This is a genomic window from Acinetobacter sp. SFD, assembly GCF_001647575.1.
In the GTDB taxonomy this organism is placed as follows: domain Bacteria; phylum Pseudomonadota; class Gammaproteobacteria; order Pseudomonadales; family Moraxellaceae; genus Acinetobacter; species Acinetobacter pecorum.
Genome location: NZ_LSZJ01000011.1, coordinates 307086 through 327459, shown reverse-complemented (window position 1 = coordinate 327459; position 20374 = coordinate 307086). Strand labels below are relative to the sequence as shown.

15 protein-coding genes and 1 tRNA gene are annotated in these 20374 nt (G+C 45.1%); 7 read left to right on the top strand and 9 right to left on the bottom strand.

Annotated features, from left to right (window positions below; genetic code table 11):
- The first annotated feature begins 161 nt into the window (after nt 1-161).
- On the top strand, nt 162-779 hold the full coding sequence (gene thrH, locus AY605_RS06955; RefSeq protein ID WP_004646225.1) for a bifunctional phosphoserine phosphatase/homoserine phosphotransferase ThrH: 618 nt from the start codon (nt 162-164) through the stop codon (nt 777-779).
- A 60-nt stretch (nt 780-839) separates the two neighbouring features.
- Here the strand turns inward: thrH and AY605_RS06950 are convergent, their stop codons facing one another.
- Nucleotides 840-2036: an OmpP1/FadL family transporter gene (locus AY605_RS06950; RefSeq protein ID WP_064095707.1), complete on the bottom strand. Its 1197-nt coding sequence runs from the start codon at nt 2034-2036 to the stop codon at nt 840-842.
- 314 nt (nt 2037-2350) lie between these two features.
- Nucleotides 2351-3640, bottom strand: a complete 1290-nt coding sequence (locus tag AY605_RS06945) for an OmpP1/FadL family transporter (RefSeq protein ID WP_064095706.1) — start codon at nt 3638-3640, stop codon at nt 2351-2353.
- A gap of 1010 nt (nt 3641-4650) precedes the next feature.
- On the opposite strand from AY605_RS06945, the gene AY605_RS06940 reads away from it, so the two are divergent.
- The 4 genes from AY605_RS06940 (at nt 4651) to AY605_RS06925 (ending at nt 11139) form a co-directional block, all read left to right on the top strand.
- Nucleotides 4651-6072 (top strand): efflux transporter outer membrane subunit, encoded by a 1422-nt coding sequence (locus tag AY605_RS06940; protein WP_322843206.1) that lies wholly within the window; start codon nt 4651-4653, stop codon nt 6070-6072.
- Between the two features lie 123 nt (nt 6073-6195).
- Nucleotides 6196-7257 (top strand): HlyD family secretion protein, encoded by a 1062-nt coding sequence (locus AY605_RS06935; protein WP_064095705.1) that lies wholly within the window; start codon nt 6196-6198, stop codon nt 7255-7257.
- Complete coding sequence (gene rbbA, locus AY605_RS06930; protein ID WP_064095704.1) at nt 7254-10010, top strand: ribosome-associated ATPase/putative transporter RbbA; 2757 nt, start codon at nt 7254-7256, stop codon at nt 10008-10010. Before AY605_RS06935 ends, rbbA begins: the two co-directional genes overlap by 4 nt.
- Nucleotide 10011: 1 nt before the next feature.
- Nucleotides 10012-11139: an ABC transporter permease gene (locus tag AY605_RS06925; protein WP_064095703.1), complete on the top strand. Its 1128-nt coding sequence runs from the start codon at nt 10012-10014 to the stop codon at nt 11137-11139.
- 205 nt (nt 11140-11344) lie between these two features.
- On the opposite strand, the gene AY605_RS06920 is transcribed toward AY605_RS06925, so the two are convergent.
- Together AY605_RS06920 and AY605_RS06915 are read right to left on the bottom strand one after the other, a co-directional pair.
- Nucleotides 11345-11420 (bottom strand) — tRNA-Arg (locus AY605_RS06920).
- Nucleotides 11421-11511: 91 nt separating this feature from the next.
- A complete protein-coding gene (locus AY605_RS06915; protein ID WP_064095702.1) occupies nt 11512-12864 on the bottom strand; it encodes an amino acid permease in 1353 nt (450 codons plus the stop codon).
- A 332-nt stretch (nt 12865-13196) separates the two neighbouring features.
- On the opposite strand from AY605_RS06915, the gene prpF reads away from it, so the two are divergent.
- Complete coding sequence (prpF, locus tag AY605_RS06910; protein WP_064095701.1) at nt 13197-14387, top strand: 2-methylaconitate cis-trans isomerase PrpF; 1191 nt, start codon at nt 13197-13199, stop codon at nt 14385-14387.
- 224 nt (nt 14388-14611) lie between these two features.
- Nucleotides 14612-15520, top strand: a complete 909-nt coding sequence (locus AY605_RS06905; RefSeq protein ID WP_064095700.1) for a polyprenyl synthetase family protein — start codon at nt 14612-14614, stop codon at nt 15518-15520.
- 77 nt (nt 15521-15597) lie between these two features.
- Here the strand turns inward: AY605_RS06905 and putP are convergent, their stop codons facing one another.
- From putP to AY605_RS06880, 5 genes are all read right to left on the bottom strand, one after another.
- Nucleotides 15598-17088, bottom strand: coding sequence for a sodium/proline symporter PutP (gene putP, locus AY605_RS06900; protein WP_064095699.1), 1491 nt, complete (start codon nt 17086-17088; stop codon nt 15598-15600).
- 213 nt (nt 17089-17301) lie between these two features.
- On the bottom strand, nt 17302-18156 hold the full coding sequence (locus tag AY605_RS06895; RefSeq protein ID WP_004279377.1) for an SPFH domain-containing protein: 855 nt from the start codon (nt 18154-18156) through the stop codon (nt 17302-17304).
- 12 nt (nt 18157-18168) lie between these two features.
- Nucleotides 18169-18642 carry an NfeD family protein gene (locus AY605_RS06890; RefSeq protein WP_064095698.1) on the bottom strand — a complete coding sequence of 158 codons (474 nt, stop codon included), beginning with the start codon at nt 18640-18642 and terminating at the stop codon, nt 18169-18171.
- Nucleotides 18643-18744: 102 nt separating this feature from the next.
- A complete protein-coding gene (locus AY605_RS06885) occupies nt 18745-19662 on the bottom strand; it encodes a patatin-like phospholipase family protein (RefSeq protein WP_064095697.1) in 918 nt (305 codons plus the stop codon).
- A 62-nt stretch (nt 19663-19724) separates the two neighbouring features.
- On the bottom strand, nt 19725-20354 hold the full coding sequence (locus AY605_RS06880) for a 1-acyl-sn-glycerol-3-phosphate acyltransferase (RefSeq protein WP_064095696.1): 630 nt from the start codon (nt 20352-20354) through the stop codon (nt 19725-19727).
- Nucleotides 20355-20374: the final 20 nt, after the last annotated feature.

The following is a 20374-nucleotide window of genomic DNA, read 5'->3' as shown; positions in this document are numbered from 1 at the left end:
TAAATTAATTTCACCTCTATTTTAGTAGAATTGATTAACCAGACTTATCACTAAAAAATAAATAGTTATGAAAAAAATAGATTTAAAAAAGTACGGTGCAAAATCTGTTTCTTCAGCTATCATAATGCAAATTTTTTCAATACAACTCAGAGGGGATGTTCATGGAAGTCGTATGTCTAGATTTAGAAGGCGTGTTGGTTCCAGAAATCTGGATTAACTTTGCAAAAAAAACCGGTATTAAAGAGCTTGAAGCGACGACTCGTGACATTCCTGACTATGATGTACTGATGACTCAACGTCTGAATATTTTAAAACAGCACGGTTTAGGCTTGAACGATATTCAGGAAGTGATTGCAGAAATGGGTCCTTTTCCAGGAGCAAAAGAATTTGTGAAATGGGTGAGCACACATTTTCAATTGATTATTCTTTCAGATACCTTCTATGAATTTGCACATCCACTGATGAAACAACTGGATTGGCCAACTATTTTCTGCCATAAACTGGAAACAGATGAAGCAGGAATGATCTCTGCTTATAAACTTCGTCAGCCGGACCAAAAACGTCAAGCCGTAAAAGCATTACATGGCCTGAACTTCCGTGTGATTGCAGCAGGCGATTCTTATAACGATACCACGATGCTAGGTGAAGCAGATCATGGTTTCTTATTTGATGCACCTGAAAACGTTATTGCCGAATTCCCGCAATTCCCGCCAATTCGTGGTTATGATGCCTTGAAAGAAGCGATTCGTAATGCATCTGTGCGTGATATTCCAGCTTAATGAATCAACTGTTAATAAAAAAGGCATCTAAGAGATGCCTTTTTTATGGGATTCGTTCAATTAGAAACGGTAACCAATTTTCATTGCATAAGCCATAGCAGTGTTATCTTTAAACTCGGCTACAATATTGTTAGCTGTTTGCGCATGTGCATCGCCTAACCACATATAGCGTACACCACCTTGTATAAAGGTTTGTGCGGTTGGGCTATATTGCGCGCCAACACCCAGACCCCAGTAACCTTTAGTTGGTCCAAGAGTCGTGACCGGGTTACCTGCGCCAGTGTCATAGTTCACCATCGCCGTACCTGACCATTTTTCACTAAACTTACGGCCAACACCGACATTTGCCGACCATTGGTCATCGCTATAGCTGATCAAGTCTTGACCTAATTCGCCTAACATTTCTGGACTCACTGTAAATTGATCCCAGTGAACCCAACGGACATTAGCAAATGCTACGGTATTGGCTGCGATACCTGTTTGTAAGTCTAAATTTACAGATTGAGGGGTTGTTGCATTAACCGTGCTTTGTCTAAAGCCTTTAGTTGCATATATTGCTTTACGTGGATCTGTATCAGACATAAATGATGCATATATTGGCAGATTAGATGTTTCAGTCGATTTCGCATCATGTGAAATTTCAGAGCGATAGGTAATCGCTGCTTTTAATGCAATTTCTGGAATTTGATAGGCAAAACCCGCTAACCAGCCATAGGCTTCTTTGGTATCAACGTTAATGTTATAGCCTGTATTTTTATAGGCTGTACCACGCAATTTAATATCCGCTTCTACCGTTTGCCATACTGGGCCTGCGTAGAAATTCCAGTTTTGATTTGGCTGGTAACCAAATAAAGCAGTTAAATTCTCAGTTCTAACTTCAACACTGGTGCCTTCAGTTACTTTAAGCAATGGATGGGTTTCAGAAAAACTTGTGGTTTCTGTATTGTAAGTTGCATCTGCACCAAAAGGTTGGTCATAAATTAGACCTAAAGAAAGATGATCTGTTGCTTGTACTTTTAATGCAGCAGAAGGGAAATAGTAATCATCGCCCATATCGGAAATTTTTTGACCGCCCAATTGTGCGATCGCTTGACCTCGAACAGTTGGATCAATGACAGTAATGCCTGCTTCTGCATAATTACCAGGCTGTAAAAAAGCATGAATTGACTGACCAGAACGGTCTAGGCCAGCTGCTTGAACTGCTGAGAGGGAGAAAGTGCTAAGTAAAATAGCTGAAGAAATTTTAGTGAGCTTCATGGTACGGTCCCTGATGCCATCTGTAACAAAAATGTGCAGGAAAAGTAACATAAATTTAAAAAGAGTAAATACTCAGGTTCGCATGAGAAATGAACTGGAACGGTTAAATATAGGGATTGCTTAGAGTATTTATACTAGAATTTTAAGATTAAATAGATGAAAAATAACAAAATAAAAAAGATAAAAATTTCTATAGAAATGAAAGTGAGTAAAATATTGATTGGCGGTAAAATAAACAAATGCTATGCAAATGTATAAAATTAGGATTCAAACATAAAAAACCACCCGAAAGTGGTTTTTTATTTTATGAGAACTTAGAAGCGGTAACCCATTTTCAAGCCATAAGCAATTGCGTCATTGTCTTTAAAGCTACCTACATTTGGATTTGCTACAGTCAGAGCATCAGCATCGCCCAGCCAGAAATATTTCATTCCGCCTGCAATGAAATAGTTTGGAGCAGGAGAGAACTGAACCCCTACACCCACATTCCAGTAACCTTCTGTTGGACCAAGCGTTGTAACAGGATTACCTGCACCAGAGTCCCAGCCTACAGAGACATTACCTGCCCATTTTGCATTGAATTTACGGCCTACACCCGCTGTAGCAGACCATTGATCTTCATTATATTCAACAAGATTCCCACCCTCTAACGAGGTCAAGAGAGCTTTAGTTGGAGCTAATGCTGGTAAAGCAGGAAGAGCATTTCCCGCAGCAGCAAGTTGATCTAAAGCTTGGCCGAATTGAGTTGGTCGAATTGCGAATCCATCCCAATTTACCCATCGAACATTTAAGAAGGCAACCGTGTCAGCCATGATCCCTGATTGTAGGTCTAGGTTAACAGATTGAGGAGTAGTAACATCAGTTTTGCCAGGAGCATAAGCAAATAATTGAGTAGGTAATACTCCAGGAATGCCGAAGCCTGGTACTACTGTATTAACATTCTCTCTTGAAGCAAGTTGGTGTTCGATTTCTGAACGGTAAGTCAAAGATGCTTTCAAGGCAATTTCAGGAATTTGGTAAGCCAGACCTGCTAACCAGCCTGTACCACCATCTTTTTTCATGGTGGCATCATATCCAGTTAATAATCCATAAGCGGTACCACGTAAAGATACATTACCTTTAGCTTCTTGATAAACTGGGCCTGCATAAATATTCCAGTTTTCAGTTGGCTGGAAACCAAACACGAAACTTAAATTTTCTGTCGTCACTTCAGCCCGGGTGCCATCATTACCTGTAGGATTAAAGGCAACAGAGCGGTCTTTATAGTCTGCTTCAGCACCAAATGGCTGATCAAAAATAAGACCAAAAGAAAAGTTGTCTGTTAACTGGAGCTTCAACGCAGCTGATACAGAATGATAATCACCCGCCATATCACCTGTTGCCTGATTGGTACCTACACCTAGTGTAGGTGAGTTTAGGGATGGTGCGTTAGAAGTGGTACCAGATACAGAAGGATCTAATACAGTAATACCCGCTTCAAAGTAATTACCTGGCTGTAAAAACGCTGCGATAGATTGCCCCGAACGATCCATTGCAGCAGCAAATGCACCTGTCATAGGTACAGTCGCGAGAATCATTGCAGTAGTTAATGTCTTTAATTTCATTTACGTCTTTCCTTGAGGTACAAATTTATATCTAGCGTTGTTGTTTGCACTTAAATTTAATTCTTTGGAGAGTTTGGTTACTAAACCGCAATCATTTGTTACTCCATGTGCCAAAAATACCACAAATAAAATAAGAGTAAATGCTCTAGTTTGAATAGACAGTTTAAAAAAACATCAAAATAGAGTAAAAATACTAATTAGTGGCTTTAATTTAAAATTTAAGTGATTGAAATTATTATTTTTAATTACAGATAAATTGATTCTTAAAAAAATTAAATTTAATGAAAGATTGCACAACTAATTTGTTAATTAATTCGCATATTTCTACCCTTGTGTTCCGCTCAGTTTGAGCGAGAACGACAAAATTCTGTTACATGAGCGTTACATATACCCACCTCCAAAATGTATGAAGAAGAGTGTTTGAGACAGATAAAGTAGCTCATTGGGGGGATATTTTTATAATATATCTATTAGAATCAAAGGAATACTTGGACTAATTAATTGATTTTTTCAGGGGTAACAGTGCGATAGGGTACCTTAAATCTTCTACCATGAAAGCCAGTTTCAATTTGTTACTACATTAGATGCGTGAATACAGAGAGGGATATGTGCAGCTTAGACTGAACCGTGTATTGTGTAGAAATACACGATTGCAATAGGCAAACACACGTTGCAGATTGCAGAAAGTCTTGCCCATATAATGATGGTTAGAAGTTAGATATTTAATCCTTGAAATAAGGAGACGAAATGGCCTGATTCAGAAGTCAGGTTTTAAGCCTGTAATAGGTTAAAAGAATAATATAAAAACTAAATAAAATAAATACTTAGTGTATTATATCGGATAAGTCCTGATATCAGGTCATGATGCTGACTAGAAATTCAAAAGAATTAAAAGCAATGTGACCGGGTAAGCGAACGATATCGCCACCTTTTTCTGATGACTTAAGCAGATATTTATCTCAGACAGTCATGCATATTTTTAGAAAAGGCTCAGCTGACAGGAGGGTCAATTGTTGAAACTGAATATTTTTTGCAGATTTTATCTACATAGCAGTCTGGCGATACTTCCCATTTTAGCTCTATTGACAGGCTGTCAGAATACAGCCCCTTTGATCAAACCAGAGCCTGTCTTGCCAGCACACTATCCATTTCAGCAGGGCGGTACATATCATGCTTTGCCGTGGTCTGATTATGTCGGTGATCCTACTTTAGTGAGAATTGCCCGTCTTGCCCTGACCTATAATTATGACCTGAAAATTGCAGCACTCCGGATTCGTGAAGCCCAGGCTGCCTACGGTATTCAGCGTTCAGAATTGTGGCCGAGTATATTGGGAAGCAGTAGTTATGAACGCAGCAGGGTACCAGCAGATTTATCTCCTGTGGGCCGTGCTGTAACCACAGAACAGTATACGGTAGGTGTGGGAATAAGCCAGTGGGAACTGGATTTGTGGGGACGTATACGCAGCCTGAATGAAGCAGCATTACAGCAGTTTTTTGCTTCTGAATATAATCAGCTGGCGGTACGAAACAGTATTATACAGCAGTCGATTCAGACCTATCTGACCCTGGCTGAACTAGAAAAACGGATTTATTATGCCGAAGGTTCTGTGCAAAATTATGAAAAATCTGTACGTATCTTTAAACGGCGTTACGAGGTTGGGGCTGGTTCAAAAGTAGAATATATGCAGGCACAAACCTTGCTCAGTAATGGCCGGGCGTTACTAACCCAGCTGCAAAATGTCCAGGATATGACAGCCAATTATTTGATCCAGTTGATAGGCCAGCCTGTAGAAGTCCCGAGATTAGGCCTGGATCAGCTGAATTTTAAGCCAGTCGTATTACAGACTGGACTTCCGTCGGAGTTACTGCTGAACCGGCCAGATATTCGGGCTGCTGAAGCTTTACTGTATTCCCAGCATGCCAATATCCAGGCTGCCCGTGCTGCATTTTTTCCGCGTATTGCGCTCACTGGGAGTTTTGGAACAGCCAGTACAGAACTGGAGGGTCTGTTTAAATCCGGTAGTTCAGTATGGTCGATTGCTCCCAGTATCACTTTGCCCATATTTACCGCAGGTCAGTTAAAAAATAATGTCATCTTGGCGGAGGTGAGACAGGATATTGCTGTGGCTGACTATGAAAAAACTGTACAGAATGCCTTCCGGGAAGTGGCTGATGCTTTGGTTGATCAGCGCTATTTAAGCCAGCAACTGCAAATACAGGATCAGGGACTGGCTGCTTTTCGGGAAACCGCACGACTGGCACAGTTACGCTATGATAATGGTGCTGTGGGTTATCTCGATGTGCTAGATGCACAGCGAAGTTTGCTGACGGCAGAACAGCAGTGGATTGAAACCCAAAGTGCCTTAATGCAGTCTTATATTTCCCTGTATTTTGCACTGGGCGGTGATAGCAGACTGGTACAGCCAGGCTAAATTTATTTGTTGAATACACTTATTATAAATTGAACAAAATAAAAGAATTAATGTTTTGATTTTACTAAAAATTATAAAAAGGGTGAGTGATAGCCCGATTGAATATGTTGAGTAATCAGATCCATGAATATAAAAAAAATATCCATTGTGGGAGCAGTCGTTGTCGCCATCTTGGTGGGCTACCTGATCTGGAAAAACATGAATCAGCCTGATACCGATGGGCTGGTCAGTGGGAATGGACGGATTGAGGCGACTGAAGTCAATATTTCCAGTAAGTTCGCTGGCCAGTTAGAAGAAATTCTGGTGCGGGAAGGAGATTTTGTCGAGCCGGGGCAGATTCTGGCGCGAATAAAAGTTTCTACCCTTGAAGCTCAACTGCGCGAAATTCAAGCCCAACAGCGTCAGGCTGAAGATGGTATTGCGACCGCTGAAGCGCAACTGGCAATGCGTAAAAGTGAAAAATCAGCCGCCGAAGCGATGGTGCTGCAACGTGAAACAGAACTTATTGCAGCAAAAAACCGTCTGGTACGGACGGAAATTCTAGCCAAGGAAGGCGCATCTTCTAGGCAGCAGCTGGATGATGAGAGGGCAGATGCCAAGCGTGTAGCAGCAGTACTCAGCGCAGCCCAGGCGCAAGTGGACAGCGCTGAAGGAGCTATCGTGGCCGCACGCAGCCAGGTTTCGAGCGCACAATCTCAGGTCGATGCTATCAAAGCAACCATTGACCGGATCAATTTCGATATTGAGGATGCCCAGCTTAAGGCACCCTTGAAGGCACGGGTGCAGTTCCTGGTCGCACAACCAGGCGAAATGATTGCTGCGGGGGGGCGGGTCATGAACCTGATTGATCTGTCCGATGTCTATATGACGTTTTTCCTGCCGGAAACCGTGGCTGGCCGTATCGCAATCGGTACTGAAGTCCGGATTGTGCTGGATGTGGCTAAAAATCTGGTAATTCCTGCTCGGGTGTCTTTTGTTGCCGACACGGCCCAGTTCACTCCAAAAACCGTGGAGACTGAAAGTGAACGCCAGAAATTAATGTTCCGTGTCAAGGCGAAAATTGATCCTGAATTGCTGAGAAAACATATCCAGCAAGTCAAAACCGGTCTTCCGGGCGTGGCCTATATCAAACTTGATTCCAATCTGCCCTGGCCGGCGTTCTTAAGAAATCAGGTTAAATCATGATGCCGCAATTTGTTGCCGGAGCGGCAGTTGCCGAAATCCAGCAGGTCAGCCTGAAATATGGCAAGACCCAGGCTTTACAGGACATTTCCCTGTCGCTTCCTGCGGGCTGCATGATTGGACTGATCGGACCGGATGGCGTGGGGAAATCCAGTTTGCTGGCCTTACTGGCCGGTGCCAAGGTCGTTCAGGCGGGCCGCCTGATCGTGCTTGGTGGAGATATTGCTGACCCGAAACATCGCAGAAAAGTTTGTCCGCATATTGCCTACATGCCTCAAGGTCTGGGCAGCAACCTGTCCAAAAACCTATCTGTTGAGGAAAACCTGCAGTTTGTTGCCCGATTGTTTGGGCATAGTCGTACAGAAAGCCGTAAACGCATTGATGATCTGACTAAAAGTACAGGACTATTTGAATTTCTCGATCGGCCGGCAGGAAAATTGTCCGGAGGCATGAAACAGAAACTCGGATTGTGCTGCTCCCTGATTCATGATCCGGATTTTCTGATTCTGGATGAGCCCACCACGGGAGTCGATCCCTTGGCACGGGCACAGTTCTGGGAGCTGATTAACCGTATCCGCCAGGTTCGTCCCCAGATGAGTGTGATTGTCGCTACTGCCTACATGGATGAAGCCCAAGGTTTCGACTGGCTGGCGATGATGGATGAAGGCAAAATCCTGAAAACCGGAACTCCGCAAGAACTGTTGACGCAGACGGAGAGTAACAGTCTGGAAGATGCTTATATCAAGCTATTACCGGAAGAAAAGAAACAGGGCTATACCCCTGTAGTGATTCCACCTTTACCAGATTACGATTCGGATGGCTATGCGCTGGAAGCGAAGGATCTGACAGTCAGGTTTGGTGATTTTACCGCAGTAGATCATGTCAATTTCCAGATTCGGCAGGGTGAAATTTTTGGTTTTCTGGGATCGAATGGCTGTGGTAAAACCACCACCATGAAAGTACTGACCGGATTGCTCGAAGCTTCAGAAGGGCAGGCCTGGTTATTTGGCCAGCCAGTGGAAGGCAGTAATATTGAGACCCGCCGCCGTGTTGGCTATATGTCACAGTCTTTCTCTCTCTATAGTGAACTGACCATTACCCAGAACCTGGTACTTCACGCAAAATTGTTTCATGTGCCGGCTGAACAGATTGACACGCGTGTACAGCAGATGCTGCAGCGTTTTGACTTGGCCGAAGTGAAAAACAAGCTGCCTGATGACTTGCCGCTGGGTATCCGTCAGCGTCTGTCTCTTGCTGTGGCACTGGTACATAACCCGGAAATCCTGATTCTGGATGAACCGACTTCGGGGGTAGACCCGATTGCTCGTGACAATTTCTGGCGTTTTTTAATCTCCTTGTCTCGCAAGGACGGGGTCACCATCTTTATTTCAACGCATTTCATGAATGAAGCACAGCGCTGTGACCGGATTTCCCTGATGCATGCCGGCCGGGTTCTGGACAGTGCTGCACCCGCACAGTTGATCAAAAATAGGCAGGCTGCCACTCTGGAAGAAGCATTTATTGGCTACCTAATGGATGCTGGAGCAGCCAGCCAGACGCCACCTGAACAGGAGCTAGAAGGCAGTATTTCCAATGACCAGACAGTGAAAGAAGAAACCAGGATATCCAGCCGATTTAGCCTGCAACGGATGCTTAGCTATGCTTGGCGTGAATCGCTGGAGCTGGCACGTGATCCGATACGTGCCACCATGGCGCTGGTCGGGTCGATTATCCTGCTGTTTGTGATGGGGTATGGAATCACCATGGACGTAGATAATCTGACCTTTGCAGTACTGGATCGTGACCAGAGTGGTCTTAGCCAGAATTACAGCATGAGCATTGCGGGTTCACGTTATTTTGTTGAAAAGCCACCGCTGCAAAATTATGAGGATCTGGATCAACGCATGCGAAGTGGCGATATCTCTTTGGCCATTGAAATTCCACCTGATTTTGCCCGGGATGTTAACCGGGGAGAGGAGGTTAAGATTGGCGCCTGGATTGATGGTGCCATGCCACAGCGTGCTGAAACAGTGAAGGGCTATGTACAGGGAATTCATACTCACTGGTTGATGCAGCAGGAACTAGAGCGAAGTGGATATAAAACCTCGAGTACCATAAATATAGAAACCCGATTCCGCTACAATCCCGACATCAAGAGCCTGCCTGCAATCGCGCCCGCTGTATTTCCCATATTGATTTTATTGATTCCTGCCATGCTGACAGCACTGTCTGTGGTGCGGGAAAAAGAGCTCGGTTCAATTGTGAACCTGTATGTAACTCCGGTGACCCGCAGTGAATTTCTGATTGGCAAGCAAATCCCTTATGTGGTGCTGGCCATGCTGAACTATTTCCTGATGTGCCTGATCATTGTGGCGATATTCGATGTGCCGATCAAGGGAAGTTTCATAACGCTGACCCTGGCATCCTTCCTGTTTATTATTTTTTCTACTGGCTTGGGACTGCTGGCATCTTCATTGACCAAAAGCCAGATTGCCTCGATGTTTCTGGTGTTGATCGGTACGCTTATACCTGCGGTGCAGTTCGCCGGTATTATCAATCCTGTTTCCTCTCTGGAAGGTTTTGGTCGCTGGTTTGGTGAAATCTATCCTACTACGCATATGGTGAATATCAGCCGCGGGGTATTTAACAAGGCATTGAGCTTTAATGCACTGCATCAGGATTTTTGGGTGATTCTGCTGTCAGTCCCTGTGATTATGGGTGCAGCAATTCTTGCCCTGAAAAAACAGGAGTCCTAGCATGGTCAGCCAGAAAATAAAGAATATCTATCTGCTCGGTTGCAAGGAGCTTTGGAGTCTATGGCGTGATCCGGTCATGCTGATTCTGATTGTCTATACTTTTACCGTCGCCGTCTATACAGCTGCAACCGCTATGCCTGACAGTCTGAATATGGCACCCATCGCGATTGTGGATGAAGATCATTCAACCTTGTCGGAGCGGATAAGCTCGGCTTTTTATCCTCCCTACTTTCTGCCCCAGACGACTGAACTGAATCATATGGATGCCGGAATGGATGCCGGAGAATTTACCTTCGCCCTGAATATTCCGGTCAATTTTCAGGAAGATATACTGGCAGGGAGAGAGGCAACGATTCAGGTCAATGTTGATGCCACGCGGATGACTCAGGCCATGGTCGGGGCGGGTTATATTCAGCAGATTATACTGTCCGAAGTCAATGAATACGTTCTGCGTCACCGTGAAATAAGCACCCTGCCAGTAGAACTGGAAATGCGGGCACGTTTTAACCCTGTACTTGACCAGAAATGGTTTGGGAGTGTGATGCAAATCATCAATAACGTGGCAATGCTGTCCATTATTCTAACTGGTGCGGCTTTAATCCGTGAACGTGAACACGGTACGATAGAACATCTGATGGTCATGCCGGTCACCGTATTTGAAATTATGATGTCCAAAGTCTGGTCGATGAGCCTGGTGGTTTTGCTTGCAGCATTTTTAGGTTTGAAACTGGTGGTACAGATCATCTTGAAGGTACCGATAGAGGGGAATCTGTGGCTGTTCTTTTTCGGAGCATTATTGACCTTATTCGCGACTACTTCGATGGGCATTTATTTGGCGACCATGTCCAAGTCAATGCCGCAATTTGGCCTTTTGATGATGTTGACTCTGATCCCGATGCAAATGCTGTCTGGTGGAATGACGCCACGTGAAAGTATGCCTGAAGTACTGCAAAATGTGATGCTGATTGCTCCGACCACACACTTTGTCGAACTTGCTCAGGCCATTTTGTATAGAAATGCCGGGCTGAGTGTGGTCTGGCCGGCATTTCTCTGGCTCATTGGCATTGGCACGGTATTTTTCTATGTAGCATGGAAACGCTTTAAGGACACTATTCATACCATGGCTTAGCCATACATCGAATATGTCATATGTTGAAAAAGTATCTGGGGGTATGGGCAAGCGGATATTTTACAGGAAGGGCAGACCAGTGGACTTGTCTTGCTAAATTATACTCTAAACCAATAGCACTGACTCTGGGAGTACTTGATAGAGCAGTGTCGGGGAAGGCCATTCTATAAAGAATAACGGACCAATCTAAAAAAATGAAAATAAATGGTACGCCCTGCGGGACTCGAACCCACGTCGGTCGCTTAGGAGGCAACTGCTCTATCCAGTTAAGCTAAGGGCGCAAAAGAAGGCTAATGTACTGCAAAAAACACAAAAAAAAAAGTTATTGCCGAAGCAATAACTTTAAAAATCAGGAATAAGAAGATTTTTCCGTTATTTTTTTGAATGCAGCAGTTTGAATACGATATACATCACCACGATCCAGACAGGAATCATATAGACAGATTCCTGAAAACCTTGTGTCCACATGATGTACAGGATGGTGGCGATAAAGGCCAATACCAGTATATTGCTTGCAGGGGACCAGAGCGCCGGGAATTTGGTTACGATGCCCTGTTTCTTCATAGTCTGGATAAACTTGAGATGGGTCAGACTGATCATGGCCCAGTTGAGTACAAGTGCACCGACTACAATATAAATCAGGTGGCTTAAGGCATCTTCAGGTACGAAGTAATTAAGCAGTACACAGCCAAAAATCAGTACAGCAGAGAATAATACGGCAGGAATCGGCGTACCTTGTTTATTCACTTTCATGAATACTTTAGGTGCGTTTCCTTGCTGAGCCAGACCATACAACATACGGCTGTTGGCATACATACCACTGTTATACACAGACAGCGCTGCAGTCAGGATAATAAAGTTAAGCAGATGTGCCGCCCAGTCGATACCCAGCTGGCTGAAAATCATCACGAACGGGCTTTTGTCCAGACCACCGAGCTCCAGCTGGTTCCAAGGCACCAAAGACAACAGAATGGTCAGTGCACCGACATAGAAAATCAGAATACGGAACACGACCTGATTAATGGCTTTCGGAATGGTTTTTTCCGGATTTTCAGCTTCTGCTGCAGCCATACCGATCAGTTCAATACCACCAAAAGCAAACATCAGAAAGGCCAGCATATAGAACAGACCTTCAAAACCATTCGGGAAGAAACCACCCGCGGTCCAGAGGTTGCTAAAAGAGGCACCTGAAGAAGCATCAGCTGTCAGGATCAGATACAAGCCAAAGACAATCATCGAAATAACCGCAGTTACTTTAATGATAGATAGCCAGAATTCCGATTCACCGTAGAATTTCACATTGCCGAGGTTGACCAGTGTAATCACGATAAAGAAAAACAGTACCGATGCCCAGGCTGGAATATGAGGCCACCAGTAGTTGATGTATTTCGCAACAGCAGTGAGTTCGGTCATGGCCACCAGGATATACAAAATCCAGTAGTTCCAGCCCGCAAGGAAACCGGGGAATTTGCCCCAGTATTTATAAGCAAAATGGCTGAATGAACCTGCGACAGGTTCATGAACAATCATCTCACCCAATTGACGCATGATTAAAAATGCAATCAAGCCACCAATGGCATAGCCCAAAATAATGGAAGGACCCGCAGATTGGATCACCTGTGCGGAACCTAAGAATAAGCCTGTGCCAATTGCACCGCCCATGGCGATCAACTGAATATGACGGTTCTTTAAGCCACGCTGAAGTTGTGAAGACTCGTTATTCAAAGTGTTCAGCCCGACAATGGAAAATAAGTATGAAGATTGTAAAGGATGGAAGTTAAGAAACCTAGTACAAGCATTTGAATGAAATATTATTATGGTGTTTATAATAAAAAATTATAAAAAACGAATTCGAGAAACCATATATGAATCAATATATTAATTTTATTTTAATTATAACTGATGAGTTTTCTGTTTTTTTGCCCCGATACAAATGCCGGTTTTTTATACTTAGGTCGGAACACTGCACTCACTTGGCCTGAAACTGATTATACTCTTGGTACAAATATTCAATAAGCACTACCACAACAAAGACAATTCAAAGGATGAAATAAGTCATGAGTTCTGCAGTCCAAATCAAGATTCCTGCGACCTATATGCGTGGAGGAACCAGCAAAGGTATTTTCTTTAAGCTGGATGATCTGCCTGCACAAGCACAACAGGCTGGCCGGATTCGTGATCAGCTTTTGCTACGTGTGATTGGTAGCCCAGACCCTTATGGGAAGCAGATCGATGGCATGGGGGGCGCCAGTTCCAGTACCAGTAAAACGGTCATCCTGTCGAAAAGCCAGCAAGCCGATCATGATGTCGATTATTTATTTGGTCAGGTTTCAATTGAGCGTCCTTATATCGACTGGAGCGGCAACTGTGGCAATCTGACTGCGGCAGTTGGGGCATTCGCCATTTCCAACGGGCTGGTCGATGCCGAACGTATTCCTGAAAACGGGTTGTGTAAGGTACGCATCTGGCAGGCCAATATTCAGAAAACCATTATTGCGCATGTGCCGATACAGAGTGGACAGGTACAGGAATTGGGTGATTTCGAATTGGATGGCGTCACCTTTCCTGCAGCCGAAGTGCAGATCGAGTTTCTGGACCCTGCCGATGATGATGCAGAAGGCGGTTCCATGTTTCCGACAGGCAATCTGGTCGATACATTGGAAGTCCCCAATATTGGCAGTTTCGAAGTGACGATGATTAATGCCGGTATTCCAACCGTATTTTTGAATGCTGGAGATCTCGGCTATAAGGGCACCGAACTTCAGGATCAGATTAATAATGATGTAGCAGCCCTGGCAAAATTTGAAACGATTCGTGCCTATGCTGCGAAGAAAATGGGGCTGATTCAGGATATTGCAGAAGCAGTTACCCGACAACATACCCCGAAAATTGCATTTATTGCCCCATCTAAAACTTATACTTCGTCCAGTGGCAAGACGGTCACCGAATCTGATACCGATATTCTGGTTCGTGCCTTGTCTATGGGCAAACTCCATCATGCCATGATGGGCACGGCTGCTGTGGCCATTGGTACGGCAGCTGCTATTCCGGGAACATTGGTAAACCGGGTAGCAGGCGGAGTAGAGCGTGAAGCGGTGCATTTCGGTCATCCTTCCGGGACGTTGAGAGTGGGTGCACAAGCAAGTTTTGAAAATGGTGAGTGGAAAGTGAAGAAAGCGATTATGAGCCGCAGTGCCCGTGTATTGATGGAAGGCTGGGTGCGCGTACCAGAAGATGTTCTCGTTTAAAAGCGGTGCATACTTTTAGCCTGAATAAAACCACCGGTTCTGCGGTGGTTTTTTATGGTTTAAAATCTCTGACTTGCTTATTTGATGTTGAATAGCAAATTTCAGCAGAACAATTCGATTTATGGCTGAAAATTCAAGGCATTTCTAGGTACAATGCCTGATCAGCGTACAGGCATTTATTCGCTTGTCATTTTATTCTTCTGGACTACGTATTCGAGGCGAATGTGTCATCTATCACTGACGTATCAACCCATGCACTCACACAAGCACAACACCGCATTCAACAGGATTTATTGACCGCTCTGGAAGCCTTTGCCATTCCGGAACCGTTAAGGTCGGCAGTCCATCATGCTGTGATGCTGGGTGGCAAGCGGGTACGTCCAGCGCTATGCTATGCCACCGCTGCATTAAAACCCAACCAGAATAGTGCTGCAGTGCGTCGTGCAGCGGTTGCGATCGAGTTTATTCACTGCTATTCACTGGCCCATGATGATCTGCCGTGTATGGACAATGATTTGTTGCGCCGTGGCCAGCCAACCTGTCATGTGGCTTATGGAGAAGATACAGCACTTTTGGCAGGTGATATCCTGCAGTCTATGGCTTTCGAAATCTTGGGTAGCCGTCTGTTTGATCAGGGGCCAGCGGTAGAAGCTTCCATTGTACTGAAACAGATGCAGATTCTGGCAACCGCTTCTTCGAAAATGGTGAATGGTCAGGTTTTAGATTTACAGTCTGAAGGCAAAAAAATCGATCAGCAGGCACTGGAAACCATCCATCGCAATAAAACTGGTGCTTTGATTAGTGCCGCGATCATGATGGCGGCGGTGACAATCTTTGAAGGTACCGATCTGGCCATTCCTAAATTACGTGAGTTTGGACAGGCGATTGGTCTGGCCTTCCAGGTACAGGATGATATTCTGGATATTATTTCCGATACCGAAGTCTTGGGGAAAACTGCAGGTAAAGATGAACAGGTTGAAAAATCAACCTATCCGGCATTGATGGGTCTGGAGCAGGCCAAAGCCTATGCCCAGCAATTACACGATCAGGCAATCAATGCCTTGAACCATTTTGAAGATCAGGCGGAAGAGTTGATGCAAATTACCCGGTTCCTGCTCACGCGCAAAAGCTGATTGGAACATTCTTCTGAGGTATAAGAGCATTCCATAAAAAAGAGGACTTCAAGTCCTCTTTTTTAGTTGCTACAGAATTATTTGCTTTCGTTGTAAAGGCGTTCCGCTTCTTCAAAACGGTCAGTCACTTCTGCTGTTGGCGCTTTACCCATCAGGCTCACCACCACAATCGCCAGCATTGAACAGATAAAGCCAGGAACGATTTCATACAGTCCAGTGTCAGCAAACAGGTTCTTCCAGAAAATAACCACGACTGCACCTATGATCATCCCTGCCAAAGCACCATTCAAGGTCATGCGTTTCCAGAACAGTGACAGGATAATCAGCGGACCAAAGGCGGCACCAAAACCTGCCCAGGCATACGCCACCAGCCCCAGTACTTTGGATTCAGGATTACCCGCCATCCAGATCGCCAGCAAGGCAATCAGCAGTACCATCAAACGGCCAACCCAGACCAGTTCTTTTTGCGAAGCATTTTTACGCAGGAAAGATTTATAGAAGTCTTCCGTCAGGGTACTTGAGCAGACCAGTAACTGACAGCTTAAAGTACTCATTACTGCGGCAAGAATGGCAGCCAGTACCACACCTGCAATCCATGGGTTAAACAGGATTTTGGTCAGTTCCATAAATACCGTTTCAGGATTGGCATTCACTGCAGCTGCCAATTCTGGATGCTGCTGGAAATAGGCGATCCCGAAGAAGCCGGCGGCTACTGCACCACCCAGACATAGAATCATCCAGGTCATGCCAATACGGCGTGCATTTGGAATCGACTTGACCGAATCTGCTGCCATGAAGCGCACCAGAATATGCGGCTGGCCAAAGTAACCCAGACCCCAGGCCAGCAGGGAAATAATCGCAACAAAGCTCAGATCACCCAGAATATTCATTGCTTGAGGACGAGCAGCTTCCAGTGCCAAAGTCACTTGGGACATATCTGAAAATGCCATCAACGTCACGATTGGCGTCAGCAACAGGGCGAAGATCATCAGCCCCGCCTGAATCGTATCGGTCCAGCTCACGGCCAGGAAGCCACCAATAAACACATAGCTGATGGTGGCAATGGCACTGATCCAGAGTGCGGTGCTATAAGACATGCCAAACATGCTTTCGAACAGACGTGCGCCTGCAACCATGCCGGAAGCACAGTAAATCGCAAAGAAAATCAGAATCACGAAAGCCGAAACAATACGCAGGATTTTCTTCTGGTCATTGAAGCGATTCGAGAAATAATCCGGCAGGGTCAGGGCATTGTGCTGGACTTCGGTATGTACGCGTAAACGGCCAGCGACCAGCAGCCAGTTGAGCCAGGCACCAATAATCAGACCGATGGCAATCCACATTTCAGACAGGCCGGAAAGATAAATTGCACCGGGCAGACCCATCAGTAGCCAGCCACTCATGTCGGAAGCCCCTGCAGAAAGTGCAGTTACGAAACTCCCTAAACGTCGGCCCCCTAAGATGTAATCGGAAAAGTTGCTTGTCGCACGATAAGCGATCAGGCCAATCACCACCATGGCGACAATATAAAAAAGAAAGGTAATTAAGGTTGGATTTAGGGAGCTCATACGGTATCCATTTTTAAGTTGGACAGTAGATCGAAATAAGGATTGTGACAGATGCGAGAAACTTTAATCCGAAAGTCAGGCAACATCGAATCCAGGAGATTTCAAAAATAAACGCGAAATTTAACCATAAATTCACAATCTTTGCTGAGATTTTCTTATTTTCAAGAGAAATAGGCAACCAATTGGCTGCCTATTATGAAGTATTTATTAAATCTAGTTAGGACGTCCCATCACACCACGAATGGTATTCAGCACATCAGCAGGCAGTACCACAGTCTTGGCATTTGGCGATTTGGCCATATCTTGCATGGCTTTAATATACTGTTCACCGAGTAAATAGGCGACCGGAATTTCATTATCACCAATGGCGGAAGTCACCATGTCAATTGCACGTTGTGAAGATTCAGCCAGTACCACTTGCGCTTCAGCATCACGACGAGAGGCTTCCAGACGGCCGTCCGCTTCCAGAATCGCGGCCTGTTTTTCACCGTCAGCTTTGGTGACTGTCGCACGACGCTGACGTTCCGCAGCTGCCTGTTCTTCCATCGCAGTCTGCATGGTGATAGAAGGTTTAATATCCTGAATTTCCACAGTCTTTAGGGTAATACCCCAGTCCGAGATATCATCGGAAATACTGGATTTTAAGCGTGCCTTGATATGGTCACGTGAAGACAAGGCATCATCCAGATCCATTTCCCCGACAATCGAACGCAGTGAAGTCTGTACCAGGTTCTGAATTGCCCATGAGTAGTTTTCAATCCCGTACACGGCTTTTTCCGGTGTGGTCAGGTTGATATAGGCCACGGCATTCATCAGCAGGACAGCGTTATCACGGGTAATCACTTCTTGTGAAGGAATATCCAGAACGATATCTTTGGTTGTGACTTTATAGGCAACTTCATCTACATAGGGAATAACAAAATTCAGGCCAGGATTTAGCGTGGTATGGTATTTCCCCAGACGCTGTACAATCCATTTGTAGCCTTGCGGTACAATCCGCACCCCTTTAAAAATGGTAATTGCCACAAAGGCCAGAAACGCGATAACAATGATAGAACCACCAGACATAGCTTATTCACCTTATTGATTTTGATAATGTGTGCTGTGAGGTTGTACGACCAGGTCGTTTCCAAGAATATCCACGACGCGAACACGGTCACCGACCTGAACTGGGTCCAGAGTTCGGCATTCCCATTCATCAGAGCCTAAAACTGGCATGGGAAAGCGTACCCGGATTTGCCCATGATCCAGATTGATCTGAATCACCATACCAATCTGGCCAATCGTTGCCTCACGCGACAGACCCGCTTTAGTCTTGTCGGTGGAAAGCGGTTTGATAAACTTGAACCAGAGCAGCGTACACAGTACAGAAAGTATGATCCAGGTCAGGATCTGGGTGGTCAGTCCCATCATCGGGAACATCCAGTACAGGACACCAACCATGACGGCACCAATCCCGAACCAAAGGGCAGCAAATGCGGGCAGCAGTAATTCTGACAGGATCAGAAGGATGCCTAATACAAACCAGTGCCAAGGTTCAAGAACTAATTCCATATCGTGACCTATATCGCTAAGTATTTAATTAATCATCATCTTTATATGATTGATCTTCAATGTAGCAGATGCGGCCGCAGATGAATATAAAAAAATCGTGCATCAAAATTTAGCCTGACGCGGCGGTTTAAGTGCTGCAGGAGACTGCTTGAAATCAGTAATTGCTTTTTCAATGGCACGAATTTTCAGCTGGGCTGCTTTTTCACCTTCCAGAATGGTCGCATTACTGGATTTCAGGTCTAAAGTACCGATATGGCCGACTTTGGGCTGGATCACCACATTGGCCTGACTCAGTTCCTCATGAATGCTTTGCTGTCCCATAATATTCAGGGTCTGATCTAGGACACCCCACATGTTCAGGGCTTTATTGCCATCTGGGCGTGCCGAAATATCCACGGCAATGACAATATCAGCTCCCATATCTTTGGCGGTCTTGACCGGAATCGGACTGACCAGGCCGCCGTCAACATATTTGGTGCCGCCAATCACGGCAGGCACAAACACATTCGGAATACTGCAGGACGCGCGAACTGCCTGGCCGGCATTGCCTTTAATAAAATCTGCCTTGCGGCCATTGTCCAGACGAGTGGCAACAGCAGCAAAGCGAATCGGGAACTGCTCAATCGGTTTGTTCGCTACATTCTTGTTGACGAAATCCTGCAATTTTTGTCCGGCAATAATCCCTTGCCGGTTCAAGGTTAAATCGCGGATATCCGACTCTTTAAAATTTAGGGCAATCTGCTGTAACTGATAAGGGGATTTGCCGCTGGCATACAGACTGCCGACAAAACTGCCGGCACTGGTACCGGTGACGATTTTCGGTTTAATGCCATGTGATTCGAGTACTTTAATCACACCAATATGGGCAAAACCTTTGGCACCGCCACCACCGAGAGCAAGTGCGACGACGGGTTCGCGGGCTTTGATAGGCGTGGTAGTGGTGGGTGTTTTAGTGGCTTTGTCACAGGCTGCAAGACTTAAACCAAGACAGCCAATCAAGGCATAATGGGCTAACTTCATTATAAAACTGGTGATTAAATCAACAAAATTTAGGCTATCACATCAAAAAAAGCCGTATTTGCCTAGTCTTTTTTCAAAAGCTTTTGTAACGGCTTGGCTACCCACTCTGGATTTTTGGCCGAGAATTTTCCTTCATAATACTGATAAATCTTTTCCAGATCATATTCATAGTCACCGGTCAGATGGTATATACCCAAGATGTGAATGGTCTTGATGTCATAGTCAAAGGAAAACATCACAATCGGCAAATGCGCCGCTTTGGCAATATGATAAAAACCACTGCGGATTTTTTCAGGACCCTTGCGTGAGCCTTCTGGTGCCATACCGACCCAGATTTGAGGTGATTTTTCAATAATCTCGACAATCTGTCGGGTATGACCTTGTGGACTATCCCGCACGACTGGAACGACCCCAATCCATTCCAGAACCGGCTTGAGGGGAGTGCGAAATAGGCTATCTTTACCAAAAATCGTAATCTGAATACCGAGACCGAGCAGGGCGTTAAAACCGAGCCAGGCATCAATATTTGAAGTATGCGGAGAAATAATGGCCACAGCTTTGGGCAAATCGGGAAATTCTCCTTCCAGACGCCAGCCCTGAGCCAAGAAAAGTTGCCTGAAAAAAGTCCGGCTCAGTTTGCTGCCACGAGCCGGGACATGCGGCGGTAACCGGGGGAAACGTGTCTGGGTCATTACTTCTGTCTCTTCCTGAA